The sequence below is a fragment of the Promicromonospora sp. NPDC023987 genome (genome assembly GCF_040639055.1).
Classification (GTDB): Bacteria; Actinomycetota; Actinomycetes; order Actinomycetales; family Cellulomonadaceae; genus Promicromonospora.
The window spans coordinates 1-24,756 of sequence record NZ_JBEZZF010000069.1; the positions used below are offsets into that span (position 1 = coordinate 1).

General features: G+C 70.4%; 15 protein-coding genes. 1 reads left to right on the forward strand and 14 read right to left on the reverse strand.

What is annotated here, in order from left to right; all coding sequences use genetic code 11:
- Positions 1–38 precede the first annotated feature (38 nt).
- The 8 genes from AB0F40_RS22770 to AB0F40_RS22805 form a co-directional block, all read right to left on the reverse strand.
- Positions 39–1,046: a sugar phosphate isomerase/epimerase gene (locus tag AB0F40_RS22770; protein ID WP_357473068.1), complete on the reverse strand. Its 1,008-nt coding sequence runs from the start codon at positions 1,044–1,046 to the stop codon at positions 39–41.
- The gene (locus AB0F40_RS22775) at positions 1,046–3,715 is read right to left on the reverse strand and encodes a PQQ-dependent sugar dehydrogenase (RefSeq protein ID WP_357473071.1); all 2,670 of its coding nucleotides are present in this window, start codon (positions 3,713–3,715) and stop codon (positions 1,046–1,048) included. The genes AB0F40_RS22770 and AB0F40_RS22775 overlap by 1 nt, the downstream gene beginning before the upstream one ends.
- 167 nt (positions 3,716–3,882) lie before the next feature.
- Positions 3,883–4,884, reverse strand: coding sequence for a sugar phosphate isomerase/epimerase (locus tag AB0F40_RS22780; protein WP_357473073.1), 1,002 nt, complete (start codon positions 4,882–4,884; stop codon positions 3,883–3,885).
- A 71-nt stretch (positions 4,885–4,955) separates the two neighbouring features.
- A complete protein-coding gene (locus AB0F40_RS22785; RefSeq protein ID WP_357473077.1) occupies positions 4,956–8,438 on the reverse strand; it encodes a ThuA domain-containing protein in 3,483 nt (1,160 codons plus the stop codon).
- Between the two features lie 97 nt (positions 8,439–8,535).
- Positions 8,536–9,714 carry a Gfo/Idh/MocA family oxidoreductase gene (locus AB0F40_RS22790; protein WP_357473080.1) on the reverse strand — a complete coding sequence of 393 codons (1,179 nt, stop codon included), beginning with the start codon at positions 9,712–9,714 and terminating at the stop codon, positions 8,536–8,538.
- Positions 9,715–9,787: 73 nt separating this feature from the next.
- Positions 9,788–10,843, reverse strand: a complete 1,056-nt coding sequence (locus AB0F40_RS22795; protein WP_357473083.1) for a substrate-binding domain-containing protein — start codon at positions 10,841–10,843, stop codon at positions 9,788–9,790.
- 82 nt (positions 10,844–10,925) lie between these two features.
- Positions 10,926–11,864, reverse strand: coding sequence for an ABC transporter permease (locus tag AB0F40_RS22800; protein ID WP_357473120.1), 939 nt, complete (start codon positions 11,862–11,864; stop codon positions 10,926–10,928).
- Positions 11,865–11,899: 35 nt separating this feature from the next.
- Positions 11,900–13,381 (reverse strand): sugar ABC transporter ATP-binding protein, encoded by a 1,482-nt coding sequence (locus AB0F40_RS22805; protein WP_357473086.1) that lies wholly within the window; start codon positions 13,379–13,381, stop codon positions 11,900–11,902.
- 132 nt (positions 13,382–13,513) lie between these two features.
- Between AB0F40_RS22805 and AB0F40_RS22810 the strand changes: the two genes are divergently transcribed.
- Positions 13,514–14,695 carry an ROK family protein gene (locus AB0F40_RS22810; RefSeq protein WP_357473089.1) on the forward strand — a complete coding sequence of 394 codons (1,182 nt, stop codon included), beginning with the start codon at positions 13,514–13,516 and terminating at the stop codon, positions 14,693–14,695.
- Between the two features lie 88 nt (positions 14,696–14,783).
- Here the strand turns inward: AB0F40_RS22810 and AB0F40_RS22815 are convergent, their stop codons facing one another.
- The 6 genes from AB0F40_RS22815 to AB0F40_RS22840 form a co-directional block, all read right to left on the reverse strand.
- Positions 14,784–17,825 carry a family 16 glycoside hydrolase gene (locus AB0F40_RS22815; protein ID WP_357473093.1) on the reverse strand — a complete coding sequence of 1,014 codons (3,042 nt, stop codon included), beginning with the start codon at positions 17,823–17,825 and terminating at the stop codon, positions 14,784–14,786.
- A 193-nt stretch (positions 17,826–18,018) separates the two neighbouring features.
- Positions 18,019–20,769, reverse strand: a complete 2,751-nt coding sequence (locus tag AB0F40_RS22820; protein WP_357473096.1) for a PKD domain-containing protein — start codon at positions 20,767–20,769, stop codon at positions 18,019–18,021.
- A gap of 45 nt (positions 20,770–20,814) precedes the next feature.
- Complete coding sequence (locus tag AB0F40_RS22825) at positions 20,815–21,840, reverse strand: Gfo/Idh/MocA family oxidoreductase (RefSeq protein ID WP_357473100.1); 1,026 nt, start codon at positions 21,838–21,840, stop codon at positions 20,815–20,817.
- A 64-nt stretch (positions 21,841–21,904) separates the two neighbouring features.
- On the reverse strand, positions 21,905–22,720 hold the full coding sequence (locus AB0F40_RS22830) for an ABC transporter ATP-binding protein (protein ID WP_357473103.1): 816 nt from the start codon (positions 22,718–22,720) through the stop codon (positions 21,905–21,907).
- Positions 22,720–23,691, reverse strand: a complete 972-nt coding sequence (locus AB0F40_RS22835; RefSeq protein ID WP_357473123.1) for an ABC transporter substrate-binding protein — start codon at positions 23,689–23,691, stop codon at positions 22,720–22,722. Before AB0F40_RS22835 ends, AB0F40_RS22830 begins: the two co-directional genes overlap by 1 nt.
- Before the next feature lie 126 nt (positions 23,692–23,817).
- On the reverse strand, positions 23,818–24,714 hold the full coding sequence (locus AB0F40_RS22840; protein WP_357473106.1) for an ABC transporter permease: 897 nt from the start codon (positions 24,712–24,714) through the stop codon (positions 23,818–23,820).
- Positions 24,715–24,756 lie beyond the last annotated feature (42 nt).

Here is a 24,756-nt window from a genome sequence, read left to right on the forward strand (position 1 = left end):
GCCGACGCCGTCGGCCACACCCCCTCAGACAACCTGACTCAGGAGCGCCGGAGCGACCTGATCTCTACGTAGGAACGCGCCGCGTTACCGAACGAGTCGGCGGGGAAGCCCGGCGCCGGCGTCGACGCGGCGTTGTCCTGCTCCCAGATCCCGTGCCGCCGACCGCCGCCGCCGAGCGCCGACAGGAACTCGGTGTACGGCAGGTCTCCCGCGCCGAACTCCACGATGTCGTAGCCACCCGAGTTCTCCGGGTTCACGTCACCGTCCTTGAGGTGCAGGAGCGGGTACCGGTGCGGGTTGCGCTTGACGTAGTCCACCGGCTCGAAGCCCGGGTACTTGTGCTGGCCGACGAACGCCCAGTAGACGTCCATCTCGAGGTACACCTTCGCGGGGTCGGTGTTGTCGTAGAAGACGTCGTAGAGACGCACGTCCGGGTTGTCCGTCGCGAAGCTGAACTCGCCGTCGTGGTTGTGCTGGTAGAACTTCAGCCCGCGGGCGGTCGCCGCCGCCCCGAACCCGTTGAACTGCTCGGCCGCGGCGAGGTAGCCGGCGACCGTGCGGTCCGAGGTGGGCGCGTTGGCCGTACCCACGTGCTCCATGCCCAGGATCTGCGCGATGTCGAGCTCCCGCTCGAGGTTGTTCACGTAGTCCCCGATACCGCGGTGCGAGCCGACGGCACGCAGGCCGTTGTCGTCCAGCAGCTGCCGGATCTCCTGCGGCGTGATCGGCCCGACCGCGTTCTGCGAGTAGCCGGCGAACTCGATCTCCGCGTACCCCATGGCCGAGAGCCGCTCGAACACCTTGCGGAAGCCGAGCGAGGAGACCTTGTCCCGGATCGAGTACAGCTGGATCCCGATGTGGCCCGGCGGGACGAGCACCCGGCCCTTGCCGGCCGTGGTCGCGGCGGCCTCCGCCGTCGGGGCGAGGACCGAGGCGGCGGCGCTGCCCGCGAGGGCCGCGCCGGCGAGCGATGCGGCACCGACGGCTACGGTGCCGCCGGCCAGCCTCAGAAAGTTCCTGCGGTCGACGTCAGTGCGTGATTCCATCACTGCTCTCCTTCAGTTCGAGCGGCCAGTTCGGCCGGCCCGGTCGGGCCGGTCACGTTCTCTGTTGTCGCCGGGGGCGTGCCAACGCCCTCGCCGACCATCGTCACCGCGTCGACGTCGAGCGTGCCGTTCGTGGTGACGTACAGCGTTCCGGTGCCCTCGGGGGCGTCGAACGCGAGCTCGAGGTCCTGCCAGGTCTGCCCGCTGCGCACCTTGGCGGTGGCGAACGGCTTGGCGGTCGGCGAGTCCCAGCGCAGCTCGAGCTTGCCCTTGCCGCGGACCGTGGCGGTGGCGCTGTCGATACCGACGAGGTTCACCGGAGTGAAGCCGACGGAGTCACCCTTCTTCAGGCCGGTCACGTAGGCGCCGCCCGATGCCGCATCGTCGGCGACGACCTCCACGCCGTCCGCGACCGCGTGCTCCGCCTGCTGCAGCTTGGGGTTCAGCTGCACCGTCGCCTCGCTGGTGGCCGGCGGAAGGCCGTTCGCCCCACCGTCGGTGTAGGTGACGACCACTGCGCCGTACAGGTGGGCGCCAGCGCCGTGCTCCGGTGAGTTGGGATCGGTGGGGAAGACACCGGTGCACCCGGTGCCGGAGACCTCCGGGTGGGCGTGCTCGTCGTGGCCCAGGCCGTACGACCACGACACCCGGTCGCACACCGTCTCGGCGCCGTCCTCGGCGTCCTGCGTGGTCACCTGGAAGGGCACATCGGCGCCCCAGTCGAAGAAGCCGCCGTCCGCGGGGAAGTCCACGGTGACCTCTGGTGCCTGGTTGCCCACGCTGATCTCGCGCGAGGTGAGCGTGAACTTGCCGCTCTCGTCCGTGACCCGCAGGCGCGCGGTGTACACGTCGAGCTCGGTGTAGGTGTGCGTGGTCTCGGCGCCGGTGGCGTCGAACGTGCCGTCGCCGTCGAGGTCCCACTCGTAGGTGAGGGTGTCACCGTCGGGGTCGGTGGATCCGGTGGCGTCGAACGCGACCTCCAGCGGAGCCTCCGACGACGATCCCGGCGTGGCCGTGAACCGTGCCTGCGGCGCCTTGTTCCCCTCGGCGTAGTCGATGCGGTAGAGCCCCGAGTCGGGGTTCTGCCGGAAGAAGCCGTCGCCGTACTCGAGCACGTAGAGGGAACCGTCCGGACCGAACTCGAGGTCGATCGGGTTGTCGTGCGTCTTCATGCCGGCGGCCTCGACCGCGCTGTTCGGGAAGAAGTCCTCGACCTCGCCGACCTCGAAGGTGGACCAGTCGACGCTGAGCGCGGCGTAGTAGTCCTGGGAGAACTCACCGAAGAACGCCTTGTCGTCCCAGTACTCGGGGAACTTGCCCGGTGCGGTGCTGTCCGCGTCGTAGTGGTAGACCGGGCCACCCATCGGGGCCTGGCCGGATCCGGCGCCGAAGCTCACGAACTCGTCACGCGGCTGCTGTCCGGGCTGGTCGCCGTAGTGCACGGTCGCGGCGCGAGCAGGGGGCAGCTCGGTGAGGCCCGTGTTCCAGCGGGAGTCGTTCTGCGGCGCCGCGCAGTCGAAGAACTCGCCAGGTGTGGCGGTCTCGAAGTCCCAGTCGTTGTAAGCGGCGTTCGGTCCGTGGCAGTACGGCCAGCCGGAGTTGTGCGGGTCGTCGAGGCCGACGGCGTTCCACTCCACGTAGCCCATCGGCCCCCGGTCGGGATTCGCCGAACCGGCGTCGGGCCCGTAGTCACCCCAGGTCAGGGAGTTCGTCTCCGGGTCGACCTCGATGCGGAACGGGTTGCGCACACCCATCACGAAGATCTCGGGCCGAGTCTTCTCCGTCCCGGGGGCGAACAGGTTGCCCGCAGGGATGTCGTATGTGCTGCCTACCCCCGGCGCCGTGCCCGCCGGGATGTCGTCCTTCACGTCGATCCGCAGGATCTTGCCCCGCAGGTCGTTCGTGTTGCCCGCACCGCGGCGCGAGTCGAAGCCCGGGTTCATCCCCGGCGCGTCGTTGTTCGGGGCGTACCCGCTGGCGCCCGGCGTACCGGCCGGCGTGTTGTCACCGGTGGACAGGTAGAGGTTGCCCTCGGCGTCAAAATCGATGTCCGCACCGACGTGGCAGCACTGGCCGCGCTGCACCTCGATGTCGAGGATCGGCTGCTCCGACGCCAGGTCGAGAGAATCCCCGGTCCACGTGAACTTGGCGAGGCGGTTCACGCCCACCCACTGGTCCCAGTAGCTCTCGTCCTCGCCGGCGGGAAGCGAGTTGGGCGCGTTGCCCGACGGCGTGTCCGCCACTCCGTCACCGTCGGCGTCCCGCGGCGCGTACACGACGTAGACCTCGTTGCTCGTGGCGAAGTCCGGCGCCAGGGCGATGCCCTGCAGGCCGTCCTCCGAGTTCGCGTAGACGTCGATGGTGCTGACGACCTTAGTGACCCCCGTCGCCGGGTCGGTCACCCGCACCTCGCCGTTGCGGGCCGTGTGCAGCACGCGCTTGTCCGGCAGCACCGCCATGTCGATCGGTTCACCGACGTCCTTGGTCAGCAGGACCTTCTCGTAGTTGCCCCAGTCGGTGTCCGCCGCGGCCGCCGCTTCGACGTCGGCAGCCTCGTTGGCGGAGGCCGACGGCGTGGCCAGGAGCGCCACACCGACCAGCGAGCTCGCGGCGAGTGCCGCCAACGTCTTCTTTCGTCGCGCATGCGCGCGATCCCGAATATTCTTCATACGTGATTCGGCTCCTCGTCGAGTTGGTCACTCCGGCCGGGTCTCGCTCGCATCGATTCGTTCGAGGCCCGGTCGGTACGTGTTCCTTGCGGCACCTACGCCTGAGCGCGGCACCCGTCGTGCGGTGTGGTGCGGGTAGTACCTCCCTGGTCGGCGTGCGGCAGGCGTCAGCGGTTCGAGAAGGCGGCGTCGAACGCCGAGTCGGGGGCGTCGTAGGCGTGCGAGCGCACGAACTCGAGCGCCTCCGGCGCGCCGACGAGACGGTCCATGCCCGCGTCCTCCCACTCGACGGAGATCGGGCCGTCGTAGCCGATCGTGTTGAGCATCCGGAACGCGTCCTCCCACGGGACGTCGCCGTGCCCGGTGGAGACGAAGTCCCAGCCACGGCGGGGGTCCGCCCACGGTAGGTGGGAGCCCATGCGGCCGTTGCGGCCGTTGGTCATGCGCTTCTTCGTGTCCTTGCAGTCCACGTGGTAGATCCGGTCCTTGAAGTCCCAGAGGAAGCTGACCGGGTCGAGGTCCTGCCACACCATGTGGCTCGGGTCCCAGTTCAGGCCGAAGGCCTCGCGGTGGCCGATCGCCTCCAGGGTCCGCACGGTGGTCCAGTAGTCGTAGGCGATCTCGCTGGGGTGCACCTCGTGCGCGAACTTCACGCCGACCTCGTCGAACACGTCGAGGATCGGGTTCCAGCGGTCGGCGAAGTCCTGGTAGCCGGCCTCGATCGCGGCGTCGGACACCGGCGGGAACATCGCCACGTACTTCCAGATCGCCGAACCGGTGAACCCGATGACCGTCTTGACCCCGAGCTTCGCGGCGAGCCGGGCGGTGTTCTTCATCTCCTCGGCGGCGCGCTGGCGCACGCCCTCCGGGTCGCCGTCGCCCCACACGCGGTCCGACACGATGTCGCGGTGCCGCTGGTCGATCGGGTCGTCGCAGACGGCCTGGCCCTTGAGGTGGTTGGAGATCGCCCATACCTTCAGGCCGTGCCGCTCGAGCAGCTCCAGTCGTCCGGCGACGTACTCGTCGTCGTCCCAGCGCCACGGGTCGAGGTGGTCGCCCCAGCAGGCCAGCTCAAGTCCGTCGTAGCCCCACTCCCCTGCGAGGCGCGCCACCTCCTCGAGCGGCAGGTCGGCCCACTGGCCGGTGAACAGGGTGATCGGTCGTGCCATTTTTTCCTCCGTCGTAGGTGCCGGGTCCCATGGTGCGGGGCGGGCGTCGCGCCCGCCCCGCACCATGCGTCTCAGGTGCAGTCGGCCGCGTCGAGAGTGACCAGCAGCGTCGCCTGGCGTCCCGGCCCGTCCGTCCAGTCGTCGCTCACGACGAGGTCGACGTTCGGGTCGGGCCGTGCGGTCACCTGGTAGGTGCCCGCCGCCAGGTCCGCCGGGTCGGCGACCTGGTCGCCGGCCTCGCTGCCGGTCCATCCCTTGATCTGGTAGGACCGGACGCCCGCGACCGCGCGGGGCTCGATGGCTCCCGGGGCGTCGCAGGTGGGCTGCAGGACTTCGACGGCGGGCGTCGGCGGCAGGTAGGCCACCCCGTCGCCGACGAAGTCGATCCAGTTCACGTTGGCCTGGCCCGCCGTGTGCACGAAGTACAGGGTGCCCGTACCCGCCGGGACGTCGTGGAGCTCTGCCGTGACGTCGGTGTAGGCCTGCCAGTCGCCGGTAGCCGGGATGGACACGCTGCCGATCTCCGGACCGTCGGGCGCTCCCCACCGGACCGAGACCGGCCCGCCGCCGTTCGGCGAGGCAGCACGGAGCGTGACTGCGGAGATGTTCGTCAGCGACACCGGCTCGAAGGCCCACCAGTCGTCGGGCTCGATGTAGCCGATGTTCTGGCCACCGCCCGCGCTGTCGCCGGTCCCCTCCCGCTGCACGCCCGCGTCGCCGCCGCTGGTCGAGCCAGGGAGCCGGCCGGTGTCTGTGAAGAACTCGGCCTGGAGCCGCTTCGGCTGCAGCACCTGCAGGTCGCTGCCGGTGAGCGGCACGCCGACGGCGCCACCGTCGTCGGCGAACGTGGCCTCGAGCGTCCAGAAGAGGTCCGCGTCGGCGCCGTGCCCGTCGTCGGCCGCCGTCTGCAGCACGCCGCTGCAGCCCGTCAGCTCCTCGATGGGGTGCGAGTGGGAGTCGTGCCCCAGCGACGTGTACAGGGTGACGCCGGAGCAGTCGACGTCACCGTCCGGGTCGTCGACGGCCACCTCGTACCGGACCTGGTCGCCCCAGGAGAAGAAACCGCCGTCGTCGGGGAGCGTGATGGAGACGGTCGGCGCGATGTTGCCGACCACCACGGTCACGTTGGCCACCCCGACCGCGCCCGCGGCGTCGGTCACGGTGAGCTGGGCCGTGTAGCTCCCGTTCTCCGTGTAGGTGTGCGCCGGGTTCGCCTCGTCCGACGTCGTCCCGTCGCCGAAGTCCCACTGCAGGGTGATCGGCTCGCCGCTCGGGTGCCGGCTGCCCTCGGACGAGAACTGCACGGCGAGCGGCGCGTGGCCGTCGGTGACGTCGGCGGACGCCTTGGCGATCGGCGACGGGTCGCCCTGGGTGTAGGCCACCCGGTAGATCCCGCTGGTGTCGTTGTTCCCGCCGAAGCCGCTGCCCCAGTCGATGGCGTAGAGCGCGCCGTCGGGCCCGAAGTCCATGTCCATCGGCCGGTCGAAGCCCTCAGCAGGGTCGAGGACCCCGGGCAGGACCCGGTTGATGTCGACCAGGTCGTCGCGCTGCTCGCCCGTGAGCTGCAGCGAGTACACCTTGCCCTGGTTCCACTCGCCGAGCAGCGCCTTGCCGTCCCAGTAGGCGGGCCACTTGACGTCGGAGTCGAGCTCCGGGTCGAAGTCGTAGACCGGTCCGCCCATGGGTGCGCCGCCGCCCCCGATCTCGGGGAAGTCCGGGTTGCCGCCGTAGCCGTACCAGACCTCCGCCTCCTGGGCGGGCGGCAGCTGGGTCAGGCCCGTGTTGTTCGGTGACTCGTTGACGACGCCGCCCGCGCAGTCGAACGTCTCGCCGGACTGGCTGGTGGCGAAGTCGTAGTCGACGTACGAGGTGTTGGCGCCCGTGCAGTACGGCCAGCCGTAGAAGCCGGGCTCGCTCACGACGTTCCACTCGACGGTGCCCTCGGGTCCCCGCGCCGGGTCGGCCGCACCGGCGTCCGGCCCGTAGTCACCGACCAGCACGTTGTCCGTCTCCGGGTCGATACCGATACGGAACGGGTTACGGAAGCCCATGGCGAAGATCTCGGGGCGCGTCTGCTCGGTCCCCTCCGCGAACATGTTGCCCTCGGGGATGGTGTACGAGCCGTCCGGCTCCGGGTGGATGCGCAGCACCTTGCCCCGCAGGTCGTTCGTGTTGGCCGACGTGCGCTGCGCGTCGAAGTTCTCCCGGCCCGGCCGCTCGTCGATCGGGGCGTACCCGCTCGACTCGAACGGGTCGGTGTTGTCACCGGTGACGAGCACGAGGTTGCCCTGCGAGTCGAACTGCATGTCGCCGCCCGCGTGACAGCACCTGTCGCGCTGCGTGGTGACCTTCAGGACCGCCACCTCGCTCGCGGGGTCGAACGTTCCCGTCTCCGCGTCGTACGTGAACCGCGAGACGCGGTTGTGCGGTCCGTCGGCACCGACGTCCTCTGGCGACCAGTAGAGGTAGACCCAGTTGTTCGCCGCGAAGTCCGGGTCGAGCACGATGCCCGTGAGGCCGTCCTCGTTGGCGAGCGTGACGTCGAGCGTCATCGCCGTGGTGGTCAGGTCGGTCTCGGGCGAGATCTGCTGCACCCGGCCGTCGCGCTCGACGTAGAAAACGGTTCCGTTCGACGCGACGTCAAGCATCATCGGGTTGGCCGTGTTCTCGTCCAGCGCCACCTTCTCGTAGCTCGCGTCCTGTGTCGCGGCGCAGTCCGAGTCGACGACGCCCGCAGCGGTCTGGATGCCACCGAGCAGGTGCTCGAGGAATCCCGGCTCCGCGTACGACGCGTCGGTGTGCCCGCCACCCGTGTACCAGGACCGGCCACCGTCGTACACCTGGCACCAGGCCGTCGGGTGGTCGGCGCCCATGGCGTCACCGCCCGCGTCGTAGCTGTCCTCGTCGAGGCTGGCCAGCACATGCACGTCACCGCGCGGGTTGGACCGGAAGTTGTACCACTCGTCGAACCGGTCCCAGCGGTCCGGCAGGTGCGCGGTCGACGCGTGCGCGTGGTCCTCGACGTCGATCGTCGCGTCCTGCTGTGCGGGGTGGCTGGCGAAGTACGCCCCCACCAGCTCCCCGTACCAGGGCCAGTCGTACTCGGTGTCGGAGGCCGCGTGGATACCCGCGTAGCCGCCACCCCCCTGGATGTACCGCTCGAACGCCGCCTGCTGGTCGGCGTCGAGCACGTCACCGGTGGTGGACAGGAAGACGACGACCTCGTAGTCGGCGAGGCCGTCGTCGGAGAAGACGCTCGCGTCCTCCGTGGCGGTGACCGTGAAGTCGTTCGCCGCACCGAGCTGGGTGATGGCCTCGATCCCCGTGGGGATCGAGCCGTGCCGGAACGCCGCCGTCTTCGAGAAGACGAGAGCGTCGAAGGGTTCGGCGGCCGTGGCCGCCGGCGCGGCCGCCACACCGGCCGCCGCGTCGTAGGACGCGGCGGCGGGCGGTGCGGCCGTCGCCACCGAGGCGGTCGAGCCGCCGAGAGCTGCTGCGGCCGTCGCGGCCACCATCAGTCGCCGAAGTCGGCGGGTTCCATGCACGTTTCTCACCTAGGGCTCCTCATCGAGTCGGATCAGTGCTCGTGCGGTACTCGTACAGCTCGGCGACGCCTCACGGCGGCCTCTTCGCTGACCTGAACCTCGCGGCTCAGGTCAAGGCGATCCACCCCCCTCCGCCGGCAGCGCTGCGCTCGACGGCGTCCAGCACGCGCTGGACCTCCAGTCCGTCACGGAACGACGGCGTCGGCTGCCGTCCCGCCGCCAGGTCACGCATCAGGTCGACGACCTGATGCGTGAACGCGTGCTCGTAGCCGAGACCGTGTCCGGCCGGCCACCACGCGCCACCGTAGGGGTGCTCCGGCTCCGTGACGACGATCCGGCGGAAGCCGGCGGTCGTCGCGTCGTCCGTCGCGTCGAAGAAGTGCAGGAGGTTCATGTCCTCGAAGTCGAACGCGAGCGAGCCCTTCGAGCCGTTGATCTCCAGCCGGATCGCGTTCTTGCGGCCCCAGGCGAACCGGGTCGCCTCGAAGGTCGCCAGGCCGCCGCCGGACAGCCGCCCGAAGAAGACCGCGGCGTCGTCCACCGTGACCTTGCCCGTGCGGGCGCCGTCGGCCACTCCCGACAGGCCCGAGGACGACGACGCCTCCGGCCGCTCGTGCACGAAGGTCTCGAGCAGCCCGCTCACCCCGGTGAGCGACTCACCGGTGATGAACTTCGCGAGGTCCACGATGTGGGCGCCGATGTCACCCAGCGCACCGGAGCCTGCCTTCTGCTTGTCCAGGCGCCACGACATCGGCGCATCGGGGTCGGCGATCCAGTCCTGCAGGTACTGGGCCCGCACGTGCCGGACCTCGCCGATCCGCCCCTGCTCGACCAGCTGGCGGGCCAGGGCGATGGCGGGCACGCGACGGTAGGTGAACCCCACCATCGCGCGCACGCCGCGCTCGGCCGCCGCGTCGGCGGCGGCGACCATCTTCTCCGCCTCGGCCACGCTGTTCGCCAGCGGCTTCTCGCACAGGACGTGCTTGCCCGCCTCCAGCGCCGCGACCGCGATCTCGGCGTGCGTGTCGCCCGGCGTGCACACGTCGATCAGCCCGATGTCGTCCCGCGTCAGCAGCTCCCGCCAGCCGACGACCGCCTCGTCCCAGCCGAGCCGGTCGGCCGCCGCACGGACCCCGGCCTCGTCCCGGCCCGCCACCGCGCGCATGCGCGGCGCCAGGGCCAGGTCGAAGAACCGGGGCGCCGTGCGCCAGGCCTGCGAGTGTGCTGCCCCCATGAACGCGTAGCCGACCATGCCGACCCCGAGCTCGTTCTCACCGCTGCTCATACCGCGCCTCCCCCCACTCTCGATTCACCGCCGTGTTGCACGCCCGAGCGGGCGTCGTCCGATGCGTCACGCGTCAGGACTCGAAGCCGATGGGGAGGTACTCCTCGACGTTGTCCGCCGTCACGACGGGTGCGTGGAGCTGGATGGTGCGCGGCACGCCGATCGATGCCAGGTCCCCGATCGTCTTGTCCTGGGCGATCAGCCGGGCGAGCTTGACGCCGTCGGCCGCCTGTGTGGACGGGTAGACGACCGTCGCCTGGACCACGCTGTCGCCGGCCTGGATCTTCTCCATCATGTTGGTCGACCCGGCGCCGCCCACGAGGAAGAACTCGTCGCGGTCGGCGTTCTCGATGGCCGCGAGCACGCCGACGCCCTGGTCGTCGTCGTGGTTCCAGATGGCGTCGATCTCGGGCTCCGCGGACAGCAGGTTCGCGGTGGCCTCCTCGCCCCCGGCGACCGTGAAGTCGGCGGCGACGCGGGCGTCGACGTCGAGCCCGCAGTCCTCGAGCGCGTCCTTGAAGCCGTTGCTGCGGTCAGTGGTCAGCGGCAGGGCGTCGATACCGGCGATCTCAGCGACGACCGCGTCCTTGTTGTCGCCGATCTGCTCGCAGATGTAGGTGCCCGCGCTCACGCCCATGCCGTAGTTGTCGCCCAGCACCGTGGTGCGGGCGGCGAACGGGCTGGTGAACTCGCGGTCCACGTTGACGACCGGGATGCCGGCCTCCATCGCCTCGAGCGCGACCTCGGTGAGCGCGGCGCCGTCGAAGGGCAGCAGCACGATCGCGTCGACGCCCTGGTCGATGAAGCCCTCGATCTGGCTGATCTGCACGCTCACGTCGTTGGTGCCCTCGGCGACCTGCAGCTCGACGTCCTCGTACTTCTCGGCCTCGGCCTCGGCCGCCGAGGTGATGGCGCCCATCCAGCCGTGGTCGGCGGCCGGGGCGGAGAAGCCGATGACGACCTTCTCGCCCGGCTCGTCGTTGTCCGTCGTGGTGACGGGGCCGGTGGCCGCCGTCTCCTCGTCACGCGGCTCGTTGCTGACGCAGCCGGTGACGACGAGCGCCGCGCAAGCCGCTGCGATGAAGGCGCCGGAAACCCTGCGCGTACGCACTGCTGTAGAAGAAGTCATCGTGATCTCCCTTGATCCGGGGTAGTACCTGGGGGTTGGTCAGAACATGTACTGGGTAGGACGTGGGCCGCGCGGACGCGGCTCAGGTGCTCGTGGCCTTCTCGCGTGCGGCGAACCACTGCTGCAGCAGCACGGCGCCCACGATGATCGCGCCCTTGGCGATCGCCTGGACCGAGCTGTCGATGTTGTTGAGGATGAACACGTTGGTGAGCGTCGAGAAGATCAGGACGCCGAGCACGGTGCCGGTGATGGTGCCGCGGCCGCCGGCCAGCAGCGTGCCGCCGACGACGACTGCCGCGATGACATCCAGCTCGAGCAGCGTTCCGGTCGTCGAGGAGCCGGCCGTGGTCCGGGCCAGCATCATCACGGCGCCGATACCCGCCGTCAGGCCCGTGAGCCCGTACAGGTAGAGGGTGTGCCGCTTGATCTTGATGCCCGCGAGGCGCGAGGCCTCGGGGTTGCCGCCGACCGCGACGGTGCGCCGGCCGAAGGTGGTCCGGTTCAGCAGGAACCACCCGGCGACCGCGACCAGGACGAAGATCCACACGATCATCGGCACGCCGAGCACGTCGGCGCGGAATGTGTCGAGGAACGGGTCCACCTCGACGAGCTGCGTCTGCCGGCCGGCGATGATCTCGGCGAGGCCCTTGGCCGCGGCCAGCATGGCGAGGGTGGCCATGAAGGCCGGCACCTTGCCGTACGCGACGAGGGCTCCGTTCACCAGGCCCGCGGCCAGGCCGACGGCCAGCGCGGTGACCACCATGACCCACCAGCCGTAGTCCTCCGCCATGTACTGGGTGGAGAGTGTGGACGCCCAGACGGTCGCGAGGCCGAGCACCGAGCCGACCGACAGGTCGATGCCGCCGGCGGTGATGACGAACGTCATGCCGATGCTCACCACGCCGGTCGTGGCCGCGAGGGCCAGCAGCGTGGTGATGTTGCCGACCGAGGCGAACCGGCCCCCCGTGGTGGCGATCCCCACCACGCACAGCAGGATGAGGGCGAGCACGAGGCCGCCCATTCGCAGTGCCGGCCCTGACAGGGCCGATCGTCCTCTCACGGGACACTTCCTTCCATGACCATATCGAGCACGGCGTGCTCGTCGATGTCGTCGGCGGGGCTGTCGTGGACCGCCCGGCCGTCGGAGATGACCAGGACCCGGTCTGCCAGGCCCAGCACTTCGGGGATCTCGCTGGACACGACGACGACGGCGGCGCCGTCGTCGGCCAGGCGGCGGATCAGGTTGTAGATCTCGGCGCGCGCGCCCACGTCGACGCCCCGGGTGGGCTCGTCGAGCAGCAGCACGCGGCAGCCGTGCACCAGCCAGCGGGCGAGCAGCGCCTTCTGCTGGTTGCCGCCGGACAGGGTGCGCGCGTCGCGGTCCACGGAGGCCGGCCGCAGCTCGAGGGCCTCGACCTGCTCCTGCGCCGCGGCACGCTCGGCCTTCTCGTCGAGCCAGCCGCCGTGGGCGAGGCGTCCGAACGAGGACAGGGTGATGTTCCGGTACACGGGCTCGTCCAGGAGCAGGCCCTGGCTCTTGCGCTCCTCTGGGCACAGGCCCATGCCCGCGGCGACCGCCGCGTCGACCCCGCCGCGCAGGCGCTTGCCGCCCAGCCGTACGGTGCCCGACGTCGCCCGCCGGGCCCCGTAGATGGTCTCGAGGATCTCGGACCGGCCGGACCCGACCAACCCCGCCAGGCCGACGATCTCGCCGGCCCGGACCGTGAGGGAGACGTCCTTGAAGACGTCGCCGAGCCCGAGGTCGGTGACCTCGAGGACCGGCGCGGCATCCTCCGGCACGCCGGGGCGCGCGGGGAACGAGTACTCGACGGCGCGCCCGGTCATCAGCGTGATCAGGTCGTCCGTCGGCGTGTCCGCGACGGTAAGGCTCGTCGCGACCGTGCGGCCGTCCTTGATCACGGTGATGCGGTCACCGAGCTGCCGGATCTCCTCCAGCCGGTGCGAGATGTAGACGACGGCGACGCCGTCGGCCGTCAGCTCGCGCACGATGCGGTGGAGGTTCTCGACCTCCTCGGAGTCCAGCACGGCGGACGGCTCGTCCATGACCACGACGCGCGCGTCCCGCGACAGCGCGCGGGCCAGCGAGACGATCTGCTTGCCCGCCGCCGGCAGGCTGCCCACCTCGCGGTGGGGCGAGATGTCCGGGTGTCCGAGCCGCTCCAGGAGCGCCCGGGTGTTCCGCGCCGCGTCCGACCGGCGCGTCACGCCGCCCCGTGCGAGCTCGTGCCCGAGGTAGATGTTCTCGGCGACGGTCAGCCCGTCGACCACATCCAGCTCCTGGTAGATCGTCGCGATGCCCAGCTTGAGCGCCGCGACCGGGTCCGGGATCGTCACCGGCTCCTCGTCGAGCAGCACCTCGCCAGCCGTGGGCTGGTGCGCACCCGCCAGGATCTTGATGAGGGTGGACTTGCCAGCCCCGTTCTGGCCCAGCAGGCAGTGCACCTCGCCAGGGCGGACCTCGAGGTCCACCCCGTCGAGCGCCCGCGCGCCGGGGAACTCCTTGACAATGCCCCGCATACGAAGCAGGGGCTGCTTCACTTGTTGCTTTGCCCCATGGGGGTCCACGTCGACCATGTAACGAACGTAGAGGGACTTTTGGCGACGGTCAAGCAAAAGTCGCAACTTCGTTGGCCATGATTGACTAGAGACATGGTGGAAGTGGCACGGGAACTGATGCAGCAGGCGCCCAAGGTCTCCGGAGCAGGGGACATGTTCCAGCTCTTGCGCGACGGCAGACCGCGCACGCGAGCCGATCTTGCGGCGGTGACGGGGCAGGCCAGGTCGACGGTCGCGGCGCGGATCGACCTGCTCATGGCAGCCGGACTGATCGCACCGGCGGGTGAGGCCTCGTCGACCGGTGGCCGCCCGCCCGCGACGTTCGCCTTCGCGCCGTCCGCCCGGGTCGTGCTCGGGGTGGACCTCGGCGCGACGCACGCGCGGCTCGCGCTCACCGATCTCGCCTCCACCGTGCTCGCACAGCGCGACCTGCCGCTGCTGATCACCGACGGACCGGAGCCCGTGCTCGACCAGGTCGCACTGACCGGCTTCGAGCTCCTGGCCGAGGCAGGCCGGTCCCCCGGCGAGCTCGCGGGCGTCGGCGTCGGCCTGCCCGGGCCGGTGGAGCACGCGACCGGAAAGCCGAACAACCCGCCGATCATGCCGGGCTGGGACGACGCCGACGTGCCGGCCATCCTCGGCGCGCGGTTCAACGCGCCCGTGCTCGTCGACAACGACGTCAACATCATGGCGCTCGGCGAGCACCGCGCCGCCTGGCCCGACGTCGCGGACCTGCTGTTCGTCAAGGTCGCCACGGGCATCGGCGCGGGGATCATCGCCGACGGGGCGCTCCGGCGCGGGGCGCAGGGCTCCGCAGGCGACATCGGGCACGTCGCGGTGCCCGGGGTCACGGACATCGTGTGCCGGTGCGGGAACATCGGCTGCCTCGAGGCGATCGCCAGCGGGCTGGCCGTCGCGAACGCGCTGCAGGGCACGACCACGCCCGCCGACGTCGTCGCACTGGTGCGCGCCGGCGACGTCGTCGCGAGCCAGGCGGTGCGTCAGGCCGGCCGGGACATCGGCGCCGTGCTCGCCACGAGCGTCAGCCTGCTCAACCCGTCGATGATCGTGATCGGCGGCATCCTCGCGGACGCCGGCGAGCACATCGTCGCCGGCATCCGTGAGGTGGTCTACCAGCGGTCCCTCCCCCTGGCGACGCAGCACCTGCGCATCGTCACGGCCCGGACCGGCGCCCGCGCCGGCGTCCTGGGCGCGAGCGCCATGGCCGTGGACCAGGCGCTGTCCTCCGAGGCTGTCGACCGCCTCGTCGCGTAGGACGGCGCCGGACGGCTTGCGGCCCTGACTCGGCGTACCAGGTACGCCGGGTCAGGGCCGCAGGCCGTTCAGGACCGCTCGGGCCGCGTCAGCTGAGCTCCTTCACCCGGACGTCGCGGTAGAAGATGGTCTCCCCACCGCCGTGGTTCTGGAGACCCACGTACCCCTGGGCGAGGTCGCGCGCGGGGTCGGTGCTCGTGAAGTCGTTCACCAGCACCCCGTTGAGCAGGACCTTGATGTTCTGGCCCTCCACCTTGATCTCGTAGGAGTTCCACGAGCCGACCGGGTTCAGCGCCTGCTCGACGGCAGCCGCGTCCGCACCCTGGAAGGTGTAGATCGACCCCGTGGTGCGGTCGGGCTCGTCGCTCGCGTCGACCTGGATCTCGTAGCCCTCGTTCACGGCGACCCACGGGTCGTTCCCGGGGTCCGGGAACCCGACGAAGATGCCGCCGTTGTCGTCCTTGATGAGCTTCCAGTCCAGCTTGAGGCTGTACTCGCCCAGCTCCTGGCCGGTGTGCCAGAGCAGGCCCATGCCACCGGTGCTGCGGATCGAGCAGTCGCTCTGACGGCCGAACGAGCCGGCTCCGGCGAGACGCCACTCGTCGAGGGACGCCAGGGTGCCGTCGAACAGGGCCTCGTAGCCCTCCTCGTAGTCCTTCGACCCGCAGATGTCCGGGTTCCCACCGACCTTGAGCACGTCGAGGTTGACGTTGCCGTCATCGTCCTCGTCGTAGCGGAGGGTGATGGTGTTGACGCCCTGCTGCAGCCGCATCGGCCGCGTCACGGTGGCCCACGTCTTCCAGTCACCGGTGGACTCCAGCGCCCACGGCTCGACCTCCTGGCCGTTGACCAGCACTGAGACCTGCTTGGTGCCTTCGAACGGGTTGGGGCCGTTGGCGTAGCGCAGGCGCACCGGATGCGTACCCGCCCGGTCCACGTCCACCGTGAACCTCGCGGAAGCGCCCACTTGGCCGAAGCCGGCGACGAACCCGGAGCCCGAGTACCCGGAGTGCTCGGTCGCCACGTCCGCGGAGCCGCGCAGCGTCGCCAGCTCCGCCTCGTGGTAACCGCGCTCGGCCGGCGACGTGTAGCCGGGGATGGCGTTGAGCGTGTACCAGGCCTCGGTGTTCCACAGCTCCCGGCCCTCGGCGTCCGCGAACGGGCGCGGGCTGCGCAGGTGCACCACGCGTCCCGGCTCGAGGCCGTCCACCGTGAGCGTCACGCTCTTGCGGTCCGCGGACACCTCGGCGCCGGAGACGAACAGCGGACGCTCGTCGACCTTGGGGCCGCCGTAGGTGTGCCGGGGCACGTAGCGCCAGTGGTCCATCCGGAACGCCGCGTTGGGGTCCTCGGCGATCTTGGCGACCGTCTCGTCCGACAGCGGCTGCGTGTACTCGACCTCGAAGCCGGTCTCGGTGGCCCGCATCTCGGTCATGTCAAAGGCGTCCTCGCCGTTGGGCGTCAGCTTCTGCAGGCCGTAGCGGAGCTTGCCCGGCTCGCTCCAGTTGCCGCCCTCACCGATGCCGCCCACGTACAGGGCGCCGTCGGGCCCGACGACGGTGCGGTTGACGCCGGCCTCCAGGCCGGCCGAGTGGCGGAACACCGCACCCTGGTACTCGCCGTCGACCTCTTCGAGGAAGCCGCGCTGGAGGCCACCGTAGGTGACGTCACCGAACACGAGCTGACCCGCGTAGGGGCCCTCCTCGAGCTGCACCGGGGCGCTCGGCGAGTTGCCGATCTCGTTCTGCGGCACCCACAGCGCCGGAGCCGAGACGGGCTGGTCGTCGAACGGGCCCGCCGGGTTGGTGAAGTGGTTGAAGAACTTGTCCTGCTCGACGTGCACGAGCTTCGAGGCGGGCAGCCAGGCGCCCTGGTTGTCCATCACGAACAGCTCGCCGTCGGGGCCCTTGACCATGCCGTTGGGCGTGCGCAGACCGCCGGCCACGTAGTCGACCTCGCCGGTCTCCCGGTCGATCTTGATCGACGTGCCGCGGTTCTCCGCCGGCTGCGGGTCCGTGGTGGCGCCGCCGTTGTTGATGGCGACCGAGAGGTTGACGTAGAAGTAGTCCTCGTCGTGCAGCAGGCCGAAGGCGAACTCGTGGAAGTTGCCGCCGAAGGGCCACTCGGCCACCGTGCGGTGCTCGTCGTAGAAGCCGTCGCCGTCGGGGTCGGTGAGCTCGGTCAGGCCGTCCCGCTCGGAGACGAAGATCGACTCCTCGATGACGGCGATGCCCATCGGGTTGAACAGGTCGGTGGCGACCTTCTCGTAGGTCACCTCCTCCTTCGAGGTCTCGCCGGTCACGTTGTCGAGCAGGAACACCTCGCCCGGCTCCGGGTCCTCGACCCAGCCGCCGGGGCTCACGGAGCCGGAGGTGACGACGGCGAGGCGCTCGTCCTCGGTCCAGTCGAGGCCGGAGACCATGGGCTCGAAGCCGTCCGGGCGCAGGTCGGTGAGCGTGTAGCCGGGGTACACGGAGTCGAGGCGCATGCCGTCGCCCGCCGAGTCGTCCTGGCCCTCGCAGTACTTGGTACCGGGAGCGGTCACGCGCACGACGCCGGCCTCGGTGCTCAGGACGCTCTCGGGGACGACGACGAAGTCCGTCGTGCCCGGCGGGCGCCACTCGAGCCGCAGGATGTTGTCGTTGGTGTTGTCGAAGTACTCCACACGCAGGTCGTGGTAGCCCGCGTCGAGGGCGATGGTGCCCTCCTTCGAGGACTCGCCGTGCAGGCCGTCGTGGTCCACGACGACCGTGTCGTCGATCGACAGCCGCGAGCCGTCGTCGCTCGTGAGCCGGAACTCGTAGTTGCCGGCGGACGGCACCGACAGGTTGGCGAGTGCGTGCGCGATGAAGCGCTCGCCCATGCCGAAGTCGGCTTCCTCGGTGTAGTCGATGGTCGGCTTCAGCTGATCGACGTTCGGTGTCTGGCCCGAGCGCAGCGTGCAGAGCTCGCTGAGGTCACGGGCCAGGTCGTACGTCCGGAGCGTGACGCCCGGCTCCTGTGGCGGCAGATCGTCCGTCGCTGCCGTCGCCGCGGGGACGGCACCCGTCAGCAACACTGCGGCGACAGCCGCTGCCGTGGCGGCTGCGGCTAACTGTCTCGTGCGAGTCTTGGTTCCACGTTGACGCATGAACTCTCCTCGGTCGGCGTTGACCCTGCGGCTAGCAACCTATGAGAGACTTCTGTCGATAGTCAACCAGAAGTTGTCAGGCAATCACCGTTAATGGGTGAACTTTGCCAGCACCGCGCCTCCGGAGACCGGTTCAGCCGGCCCGGAGGCGTTCTCGCCTCCAGGCCGGCCGAGTCGGTGCCGAGCGGTCAGCTCATCGTCCGGTGTCGGCGACGACCAGCTCCACGGTGGTCCAGTCCCGCGTCCCTTCGCTGTCCGTGGCGATCAGCCGGGCCGTGTACCGGCCGGGGGCGGAGTACTCGTGCGTGACCTCCTGGCCTTCGGCCGTCGTGCCGTCACCGAGGTCCCAGAGGTAGGACGCGATCTCCCGGCCCTCCGGCGCGACGGCAGAGCCTGACAGCTCGGTCGAGAGACGGTCCGGGCCGCCGGTGCGGCTGGCCTCCGCCTGGACCACCGGGGCGTTGGCATCGGCGATGCCCCGGCCGTGGAAGACGAGCCAGTCGAGTGCCAGGGCGCCGTCAGTTGTCGGCGCCGGGCTGCCCGGCTGTCCGCTGTCAGTGGCCACGAGATAGAGCGTGGTGGTCCCGCTCTCCCCCTCGAGGTCGAGGCTGGGTGAGACGACCTGTCCGGCGGCGACCGAGGCGCCCACCCTGACCTGACCGAGCTTCGGCCCGGTCGGGCTGCCCACGCGCACCTCGACGGTGGCATCGGCGGCGCCGGGCACCGCGCCGATGGTGAGCCCGGTGATGCCGATCAGGTCGACCGGCTCGAACGCGATCCAGTCGCCGTCGTCCATATCGCTGACCAGGCGGCCGCCTCGTGCCGCGGAGTCGTCGGCGACGGTCACGCCGGAGGCCTCGCTGAAGAACTCGGCCTCCTTGTCCTTGACCTGCAGCCGGATGCGGTCCTGGCCGGCCAGCTCGGGGACGTCCGCAGCGCCCAGGTCCTGGTAGCCCGCACCGAGCACCCCGTAGACGTTCTGCCCGACACCGTGGTCGGCGGGGTCGAGGAAGACCGACCCGGAGCAGCCCGTGTAGTTGTCCAGCGGGTGCGCGTGCGTGTCGTGCCCCAGCTGGGTGTTGACGGTCACGCGGGCGCAGTCGATGGTTCCGGCGTCGGTGGATCCGTCCTCGGCGTCGACGACGTCGACCGAGTAGGGGACGGTGTCCCCGAGCTCGGCGAAACCGCCCTCGGCCGGCGTGCCGAAGGAGACCTCCGGACGGGTGTTGCCCGCCGTGATCCTCTGGACCGCGACACCGGTGAGGCCGTCGCTGTCGGTGACGGTCAGTCGCGCGGTGAACTGTCCGCGCTCCTCGTAGGTGTGCACGGGGCTGACCTCGGTCGAGTCCACGACGCCGTCGTTCTCGAAGTCCCAGGCGTACGTGATGTCGAGCCCGTCCGGGCTGTTGCTGGCCGCGCCGTCGAAGCTGACGGTGAGCGGTGCGGAGCCGGACTCGACGTCGGGCGTGAACTGCGAGACCGGGCGCCGGCCGTCGGCGACGTAGTCGACGCGGTAGATGCCCGCGTCGGTGTTGGTGCTGCCTCGCCCGGCGCCTCGCCCGCTGCCGAAGTCCATGATGTACAGCGAACCGTCGGGTCCGAACTCCGCCTCGAACGGCGAGACGAAGGTCTCCTCGGGGAGGAACGGGTCGATCGAGAGCAGGTCACCGGTGGCCTCGTCGATCGACAGCACCTTGTAGAAGTTGCGCGCGTACTCGGAGACGAACCAGTGGCCGTCGTAGGACTCGGGGAACTTCGTCTTGACGGGGTTCTCGGCGTCGTACCGGTAGACCGGGCCGGCCATCGGGGCGGCGCCGCCCGACGCGAGCTCCGGGAACTGGGCCGACTCGCCGTAGCCGTACCAGACGAGGGGCTGCTGGCTGGGCGGCAGCTCGCGCAGGCCAGTGTTGTTCGGGGACTCGTTGACCGGGTTGGCGCAGTCGAACGCCTCGCCGGACTCGCCCGTGGCGAAGTCGTAGTCGATGTACGCCTGGTTGTTCGCGTGGCAGTACGGCCAGCCGTGGTTGCCCGCCTCGGTCATGCGGATGAGCTCGACCATGCCCTCCGGTCCGCGCAGCGGGTCCGCCACCCGGGCGTCCGGGCCGTAGTCCCCGACCAGGACCGCGCTCGTCTCCGGGTCGACGGTGATGCGGAACGGGTTGCGGAAGCCCATCCCGTAGATCTCCGGGCGCGTGCCCGCCGTGCCCGGCGTGAACAGGTTGCCCTCGGGAATCGTGTACGTCCCGTCGTCCTCCGGGTGGATCCGCAGTACCTTGCCGCGCAGATCGTTGGTGTTGGCCGAGGTGCCCTGTGCGTCCCAGGCGCGGCGGCCGTCGCGTTCGTCGATCGGCGTGTAGCCGTCCTGGTCGAACGGGTCGGCGTTGTCACCGGTGGCCACGTGCAGGTTGCCGTCCGGACCCATCGCCAGGGAGCCGCCCATGTGCGAGTTCGCGCGGCCCTCGCCCCGCCAGATCCGGTAGTCGAGCAGGCGTGCCTCCGACGCCGGGTCGATCGTGTTGTCCGGCCCCATGGTGAACCGGGAGAGGTTCATCCTGGCGACGTCCGGGTCGCTCCACAGCAGGTACAGCCAGCCGTTCTCGGCGAAGTCGTTGTCCAGCGTCAGCCCCAGCAGACCGTCCGACTGGGTCAGGAGGTCGAGGGAGTAGTCGAGGTCCAGGGCGGTGGTCTGGCGCAGCGTGTCCTGCTCGAGGACCTTCACCGCGCCGGTCCGCTCGATGTAGACGACCCGGCCGTCGTCGGCGACGTCCAGCTCGAACGGGTCGCTCAGGCCTTCCGTCACCAGCGGGATCTTCTCGAAGCTGGACGAGTCGGCGTGGTCACCCGCACCCGGGTGGGCTGCGGAGACCGAGGCGGTTGCCAGGGACCCGACGGCGACGGCCATCCCGATCACGGCCGCCACGGTTCTGTGGCGTGATGCAGACATCATGAACACTCCTTTGTGTAGTGAAATGTCTTGCTGTTCTGGGGATCAGGTCAGATCGCCCGGCCGCACCGCCTCTCCGGTCGACGCGGCCGCGTAGATCGCGCACAGGAGCCGGACCGTCTGGACGGCGTCGTCGACGTCCACCGGAACGGGCGACGAGCCCTCCAGTGCGGAGAGGATCCGGTCCCACTGGGCACGGTGGCCCCTGTGCCCGATGGCGAGCGGGTCCACGGCCCCTGTCGTGGCCGTGCCCGACGACGGCGCGGGGACCCCCGGCACCTCCCAGCGGCGCACCTCCCCCTGGCCGAGCTCCACGCTGCCGAGCGCACCGTGCACGGAGAGGGTCGCCGGGTGGCCGGGAGGCGTCGCTGTCGTGGTGGTGATGACGCCGAGCGCCCCCGACGCGAAGCGCAGGGTGGCGACCGTGGTGTCCTCGGCCTCCATCGCGTGCGCCAGGGTCCCGTACTGCGCGGTCACGGACTCGACCGGACCACAGAACCAGCGGAGCAGGTCGACGTTGTGGACGCCCTGGTTCACGAGTGATCCCCCACCCTGCTCGACGGTGGTTCGCCAGCTCGCGGCGGCGTAGTAGTCGTCGTCGCGGAACCAGTGGACGTGCGTCGTCGCCAGCCGGATCTCTCCGAGGGCGCCTGCGTCGAGGGCACTCCTGAGCCGCTCGTGCTCCGGCTCGAACCGCCGCTGGGAGATGGTCGAGACCATGAGCCCGCGCTCCCGGGCGACACGGGAGATGGTCACGGCGTCCTCGACGCTCAGCGCCAGCGGCTTCTCGACGACGGCGTGCCGCCCCGCCTCCAGCGCCGCCAGCACCAGCTGCGCGTGCGTGCCGCTGGGTGAGCACACCGCCACGACGTCGACGTCCGGGTGGTTCAGCACGCCCTCCGGTGCGAGGTGGGCCGCCTCCCAGCCCGCGAGCGCCTCGGGTGTGGCGGCGCGGGAGCTGCTGTACGCGACGAGCGCGGCACGGTCGCCCAGGTCGCGGAGCGCACGCGCGTGCATGGTGCCGATGTTGCCCATGCCGACGATGCCGACACCGAGGCTGCTCGTGCTCATGGATCCTCCTGGAGGGGGCTTCGAGTGCGCGGGGTGACGTGACGCGCCGGGGTGGTCCGTGGGGCTACTCGGGGGTGTGCGAGGCTCCGAGCAGGCTCCGGATCCGTTCTGCCGCGCGGGTGAAGCGGGGATCCCGCAGGGTGCTGGCGTAGTCGCGCTCGTCCGGCAGGCCGGGTTCCAGGGTCTCCACGATCCGGCCGGGTCGTGCGCTCATGACCACGATCCGGCTGCCCAGGTACACCGCCTCGGGAACCGAGTGCGTCACCAGGACGACCGTCGTCCCGGTCTCTCGCCAGATCCGGTTCATCTCGATGTTCATCTGCTCACGGGTCAGCGCGTCCAACGCTCCGAACGGTTCGTCCATGAGCAGCACCCGTGGCTCGTGCAGGAGTGCCCTGCACAGCGCCACCCGTTGCTGCATGCCGCCGGACAGCTCGTGCGGGAGCGCCTTCTCGAACCCGGTCAGTCCGGTGAGCTCGATGAGGTGGTCCGCACGCTGCTGCGCCAGCCGCCGGTCCATGCCGCGCATCTCGGCCTGGAGCAGGATGTTCTTGCGCACTCCGCGCCACTCGAGCAGGGCCGACCGCTGGAACGCGAAGCCGATGTCCCGCTGCGGCCGGGTGACCGCCGCACCGTAGAGGTGCACCTTCCCCTCGAAGCCAGCGGTGAGGCCCGCCACGAGCTTCAGCAGCGTCGACTTCCCGCAGCCGGAGGGCCCCGCGACGGTGACGAACTCGCCGGCGCGGACCGCCAAGGAGACGTCGTCGAGGGCGACGGTCTCCGACCGCTTCGACCGGAACCGCATCGTGAGGTGCTCGACCTCGATGATCGGGTCCGTCGTCACGGGCGACGTCGATCCGTCCAGGGCGGTGGCTGCCATCACTGGTCCTCCCCGAAGGTGCCGTCCCAGTACTCCGCGGGCGTGACCGCGCCGTCGAAGTCCGTGTTCTCGGAGAGGAACGTCAGGGTGTCGGTCCACTGCTCCTCGGTGTTGGTGCCCGGCACCGGCGCCTCCTCGAGGTTCAGCAGCTCGATCGTGGCAGCGAGCTGAGCGGACAGGACGCTCTCCTCCGGGGCCTGCTCTGCGCTCGCCGCCATCGCCTTGACCGCGGCCTCCTGGTTGTCGGCCGCCTCGAGGAACGAACGCGACGTAGCGCGCACCATGGCCGCGACGAGCTCCGGGTCCTCCTGGATCATGGCCTCGTTCGCCACCAGGCCGGTGCCGAGCAGGTTCATCCCGAAGTCGGCGAACGGCAGGGCGTCGACCTCCTCGCCGGACTGGTTCTCGATGGTCGGAGCCTGGTCGTGGTGGAAGCCCTGGATGGCGTCGACCTTGCCCTCGATCAGTGCGGCGATCTTGCCGGCCGCGTCGACGTTGACCACGTTCACCTCGGCCGGGTCGACGCCGTTGAGCTCCAGCCAGGCCGGGAACGTGCCGTACATGGCGTCACCCGGTGTGCCGCCGACCGTCTTCCCGACGAGGTCCGCGGGCTCCGTGATGCCCTGGTCGGCGAAGAACTCGACCGAGCTGGGCCCGGTCTGGAGAAAGACCCCCACACTCCGCACCGGCATCCCTGCGCTGATCCCGTTCGCGAGCGGCGGCGTGTCCGACCAGCCGAAGTCGGTGTTGCGCTGCGCGACCTGCTGGACGGTGTTTCCGGACCCGTTGCCCGGCTGGATCGTCAGGTCGATCCCCTCCTCCTCGAAGAAGCCCCGCTCCACGCCGTAGTAGAGGGGGGCATGCTCGCCGTAGGGGACCCAGTTCAGGGTGACGGTCACCGCGGCGTCCCCCTCCGCGGAGCTGTCGGGCGCCCCGCCGGCCGAGCACCCCGCCACGGCCAGGCTGACCACTGCCAATGAAGCTCCGAGCTTTGCAGCACGCATGTGAACGGCCTTTCTTTCGTGCCGCCGCGACGGGCGGCCGTTGGCTACAGGCATGTGACACGAGAGAACAGCTGAGGTTCGAGCAGATGAGGCTCAGGACGCCGCGAGCACGACGTTGCCCCGACGTGAGGCGTGCCAGGGGATGAGGAGGTGCTCCGCCAGCTCGACGAGCACGAAGAGGACGACGCCGATGAGCGACATGAGGATGAGGTCCGCGAACAGCAGCGGCGCGTCCAGGTTGCCGCTCGCCAGGAGCAGCACGAACCCGAGGCCGCGATCGGCGCCGACGAACTCGCCGACGACCGCACCCACCACGGCGAGGGTCACGGCGACCTTGAGGCCCGACATGAGCTGCGGGAGCGCCCCGGGGAACCGGATCTTCCGGAACGTCCGCCAGCGCGAGGCGCCCATCGTCGCTGACATCTCCAGCAGCTCCGGGTCGACCGACCGCAGGCCCGCTACCGCCGAGACGACGACGGGGAAGAACGCGATGAGTACGGCGAGGATGATCTTCGGCGTCAGCCCGAACCCGAACCAGACCACGAGGATCGGCGCGATCGCGATCTTGGGGATGACCTGCGCGAAGAGGATCAGCGGGTACAACGACTTCTCGGCAGTCTTCGAGTAGACGAGGAGCACCGCCGTCGCTACGCCGATCACCGCGGCGATCACGAAGCCGAGGAGGGTCTCGACGGTGGTCACCCAGGTGTGCTCGAGCAGCATGGCCCGCTCGGTGACCATGGTCTCCCAGACCGATCCGGGAGACGGGATGAGGTAGGCGGGGACGAGCTCGCGCCACGCGACGAACCACCAGCCGGCGAACAAGAGGCCGAGGACGACGAGCGGCCGCCAGGACGCATCGGCCAGGCGGACGGCCTGAACCCAGGCCGAGGTCCGCGGGCGCCCGGGGACCGCCGTGCCCTTGGCCCCGGCCGTCGCGGCGGGCGGGGCGGCCGACGAGTCGGCCCGCAGGTCCTCAGTGGTGGTCATCGGGCTCTCCTCCGTGCTGGTCGTTCGGGGGGTCGTCGAGGC

Bases quoted from the DNA above. Each gene is read 5' to 3' on its own strand.
- AB0F40_RS22800 (WP_357473120.1), bottom strand. From the start codon at position 11,864: ATGGGCGGCCTCGTGCTCGCCCTCATCCTGCTGTGCGTGGTGGGGATC.
- AB0F40_RS22790 (WP_357473080.1), bottom strand. From the start codon at position 9,714: ATGAGCAGCGGTGAGAACGAGCTCGGGGTCGGCATGGTCGGCTACGCG.
- AB0F40_RS22810 (WP_357473089.1), top strand. From the start codon at position 13,514: ATGGTGGAAGTGGCACGGGAACTGATGCAGCAGGCGCCCAAGGTCTCC.
- AB0F40_RS22830 (WP_357473103.1), bottom strand. From the start codon at position 22,720: ATGGCAGCCACCGCCCTGGACGGATCGACGTCGCCCGTGACGACGGAC.
- AB0F40_RS22820 (WP_357473096.1), bottom strand. From the start codon at position 20,769: ATGTCTGCATCACGCCACAGAACCGTGGCGGCCGTGATCGGGATGGCC.
- AB0F40_RS22840 (WP_357473106.1), bottom strand. From the start codon at position 24,714: ATGACCACCACTGAGGACCTGCGGGCCGACTCGTCGGCCGCCCCGCCC.
- AB0F40_RS22770 (WP_357473068.1), bottom strand. From the start codon at position 1,046: ATGGAATCACGCACTGACGTCGACCGCAGGAACTTTCTGAGGCTGGCC.
- AB0F40_RS22805 (WP_357473086.1), bottom strand. From the start codon at position 13,381: ATGCGGGGCATTGTCAAGGAGTTCCCCGGCGCGCGGGCGCTCGACGGG.
- AB0F40_RS22795 (WP_357473083.1), bottom strand. From the start codon at position 10,843: ATGACTTCTTCTACAGCAGTGCGTACGCGCAGGGTTTCCGGCGCCTTC.
- AB0F40_RS22780 (WP_357473073.1), bottom strand. From the start codon at position 4,884: ATGGCACGACCGATCACCCTGTTCACCGGCCAGTGGGCCGACCTGCCG.
- AB0F40_RS22825 (WP_357473100.1), bottom strand. From the start codon at position 21,840: ATGAGCACGAGCAGCCTCGGTGTCGGCATCGTCGGCATGGGCAACATC.
- AB0F40_RS22775 (WP_357473071.1), bottom strand. From the start codon at position 3,715: ATGAAGAATATTCGGGATCGCGCGCATGCGCGACGAAAGAAGACGTTG.
- AB0F40_RS22815 (WP_357473093.1), bottom strand. From the start codon at position 17,825: ATGCGTCAACGTGGAACCAAGACTCGCACGAGACAGTTAGCCGCAGCC.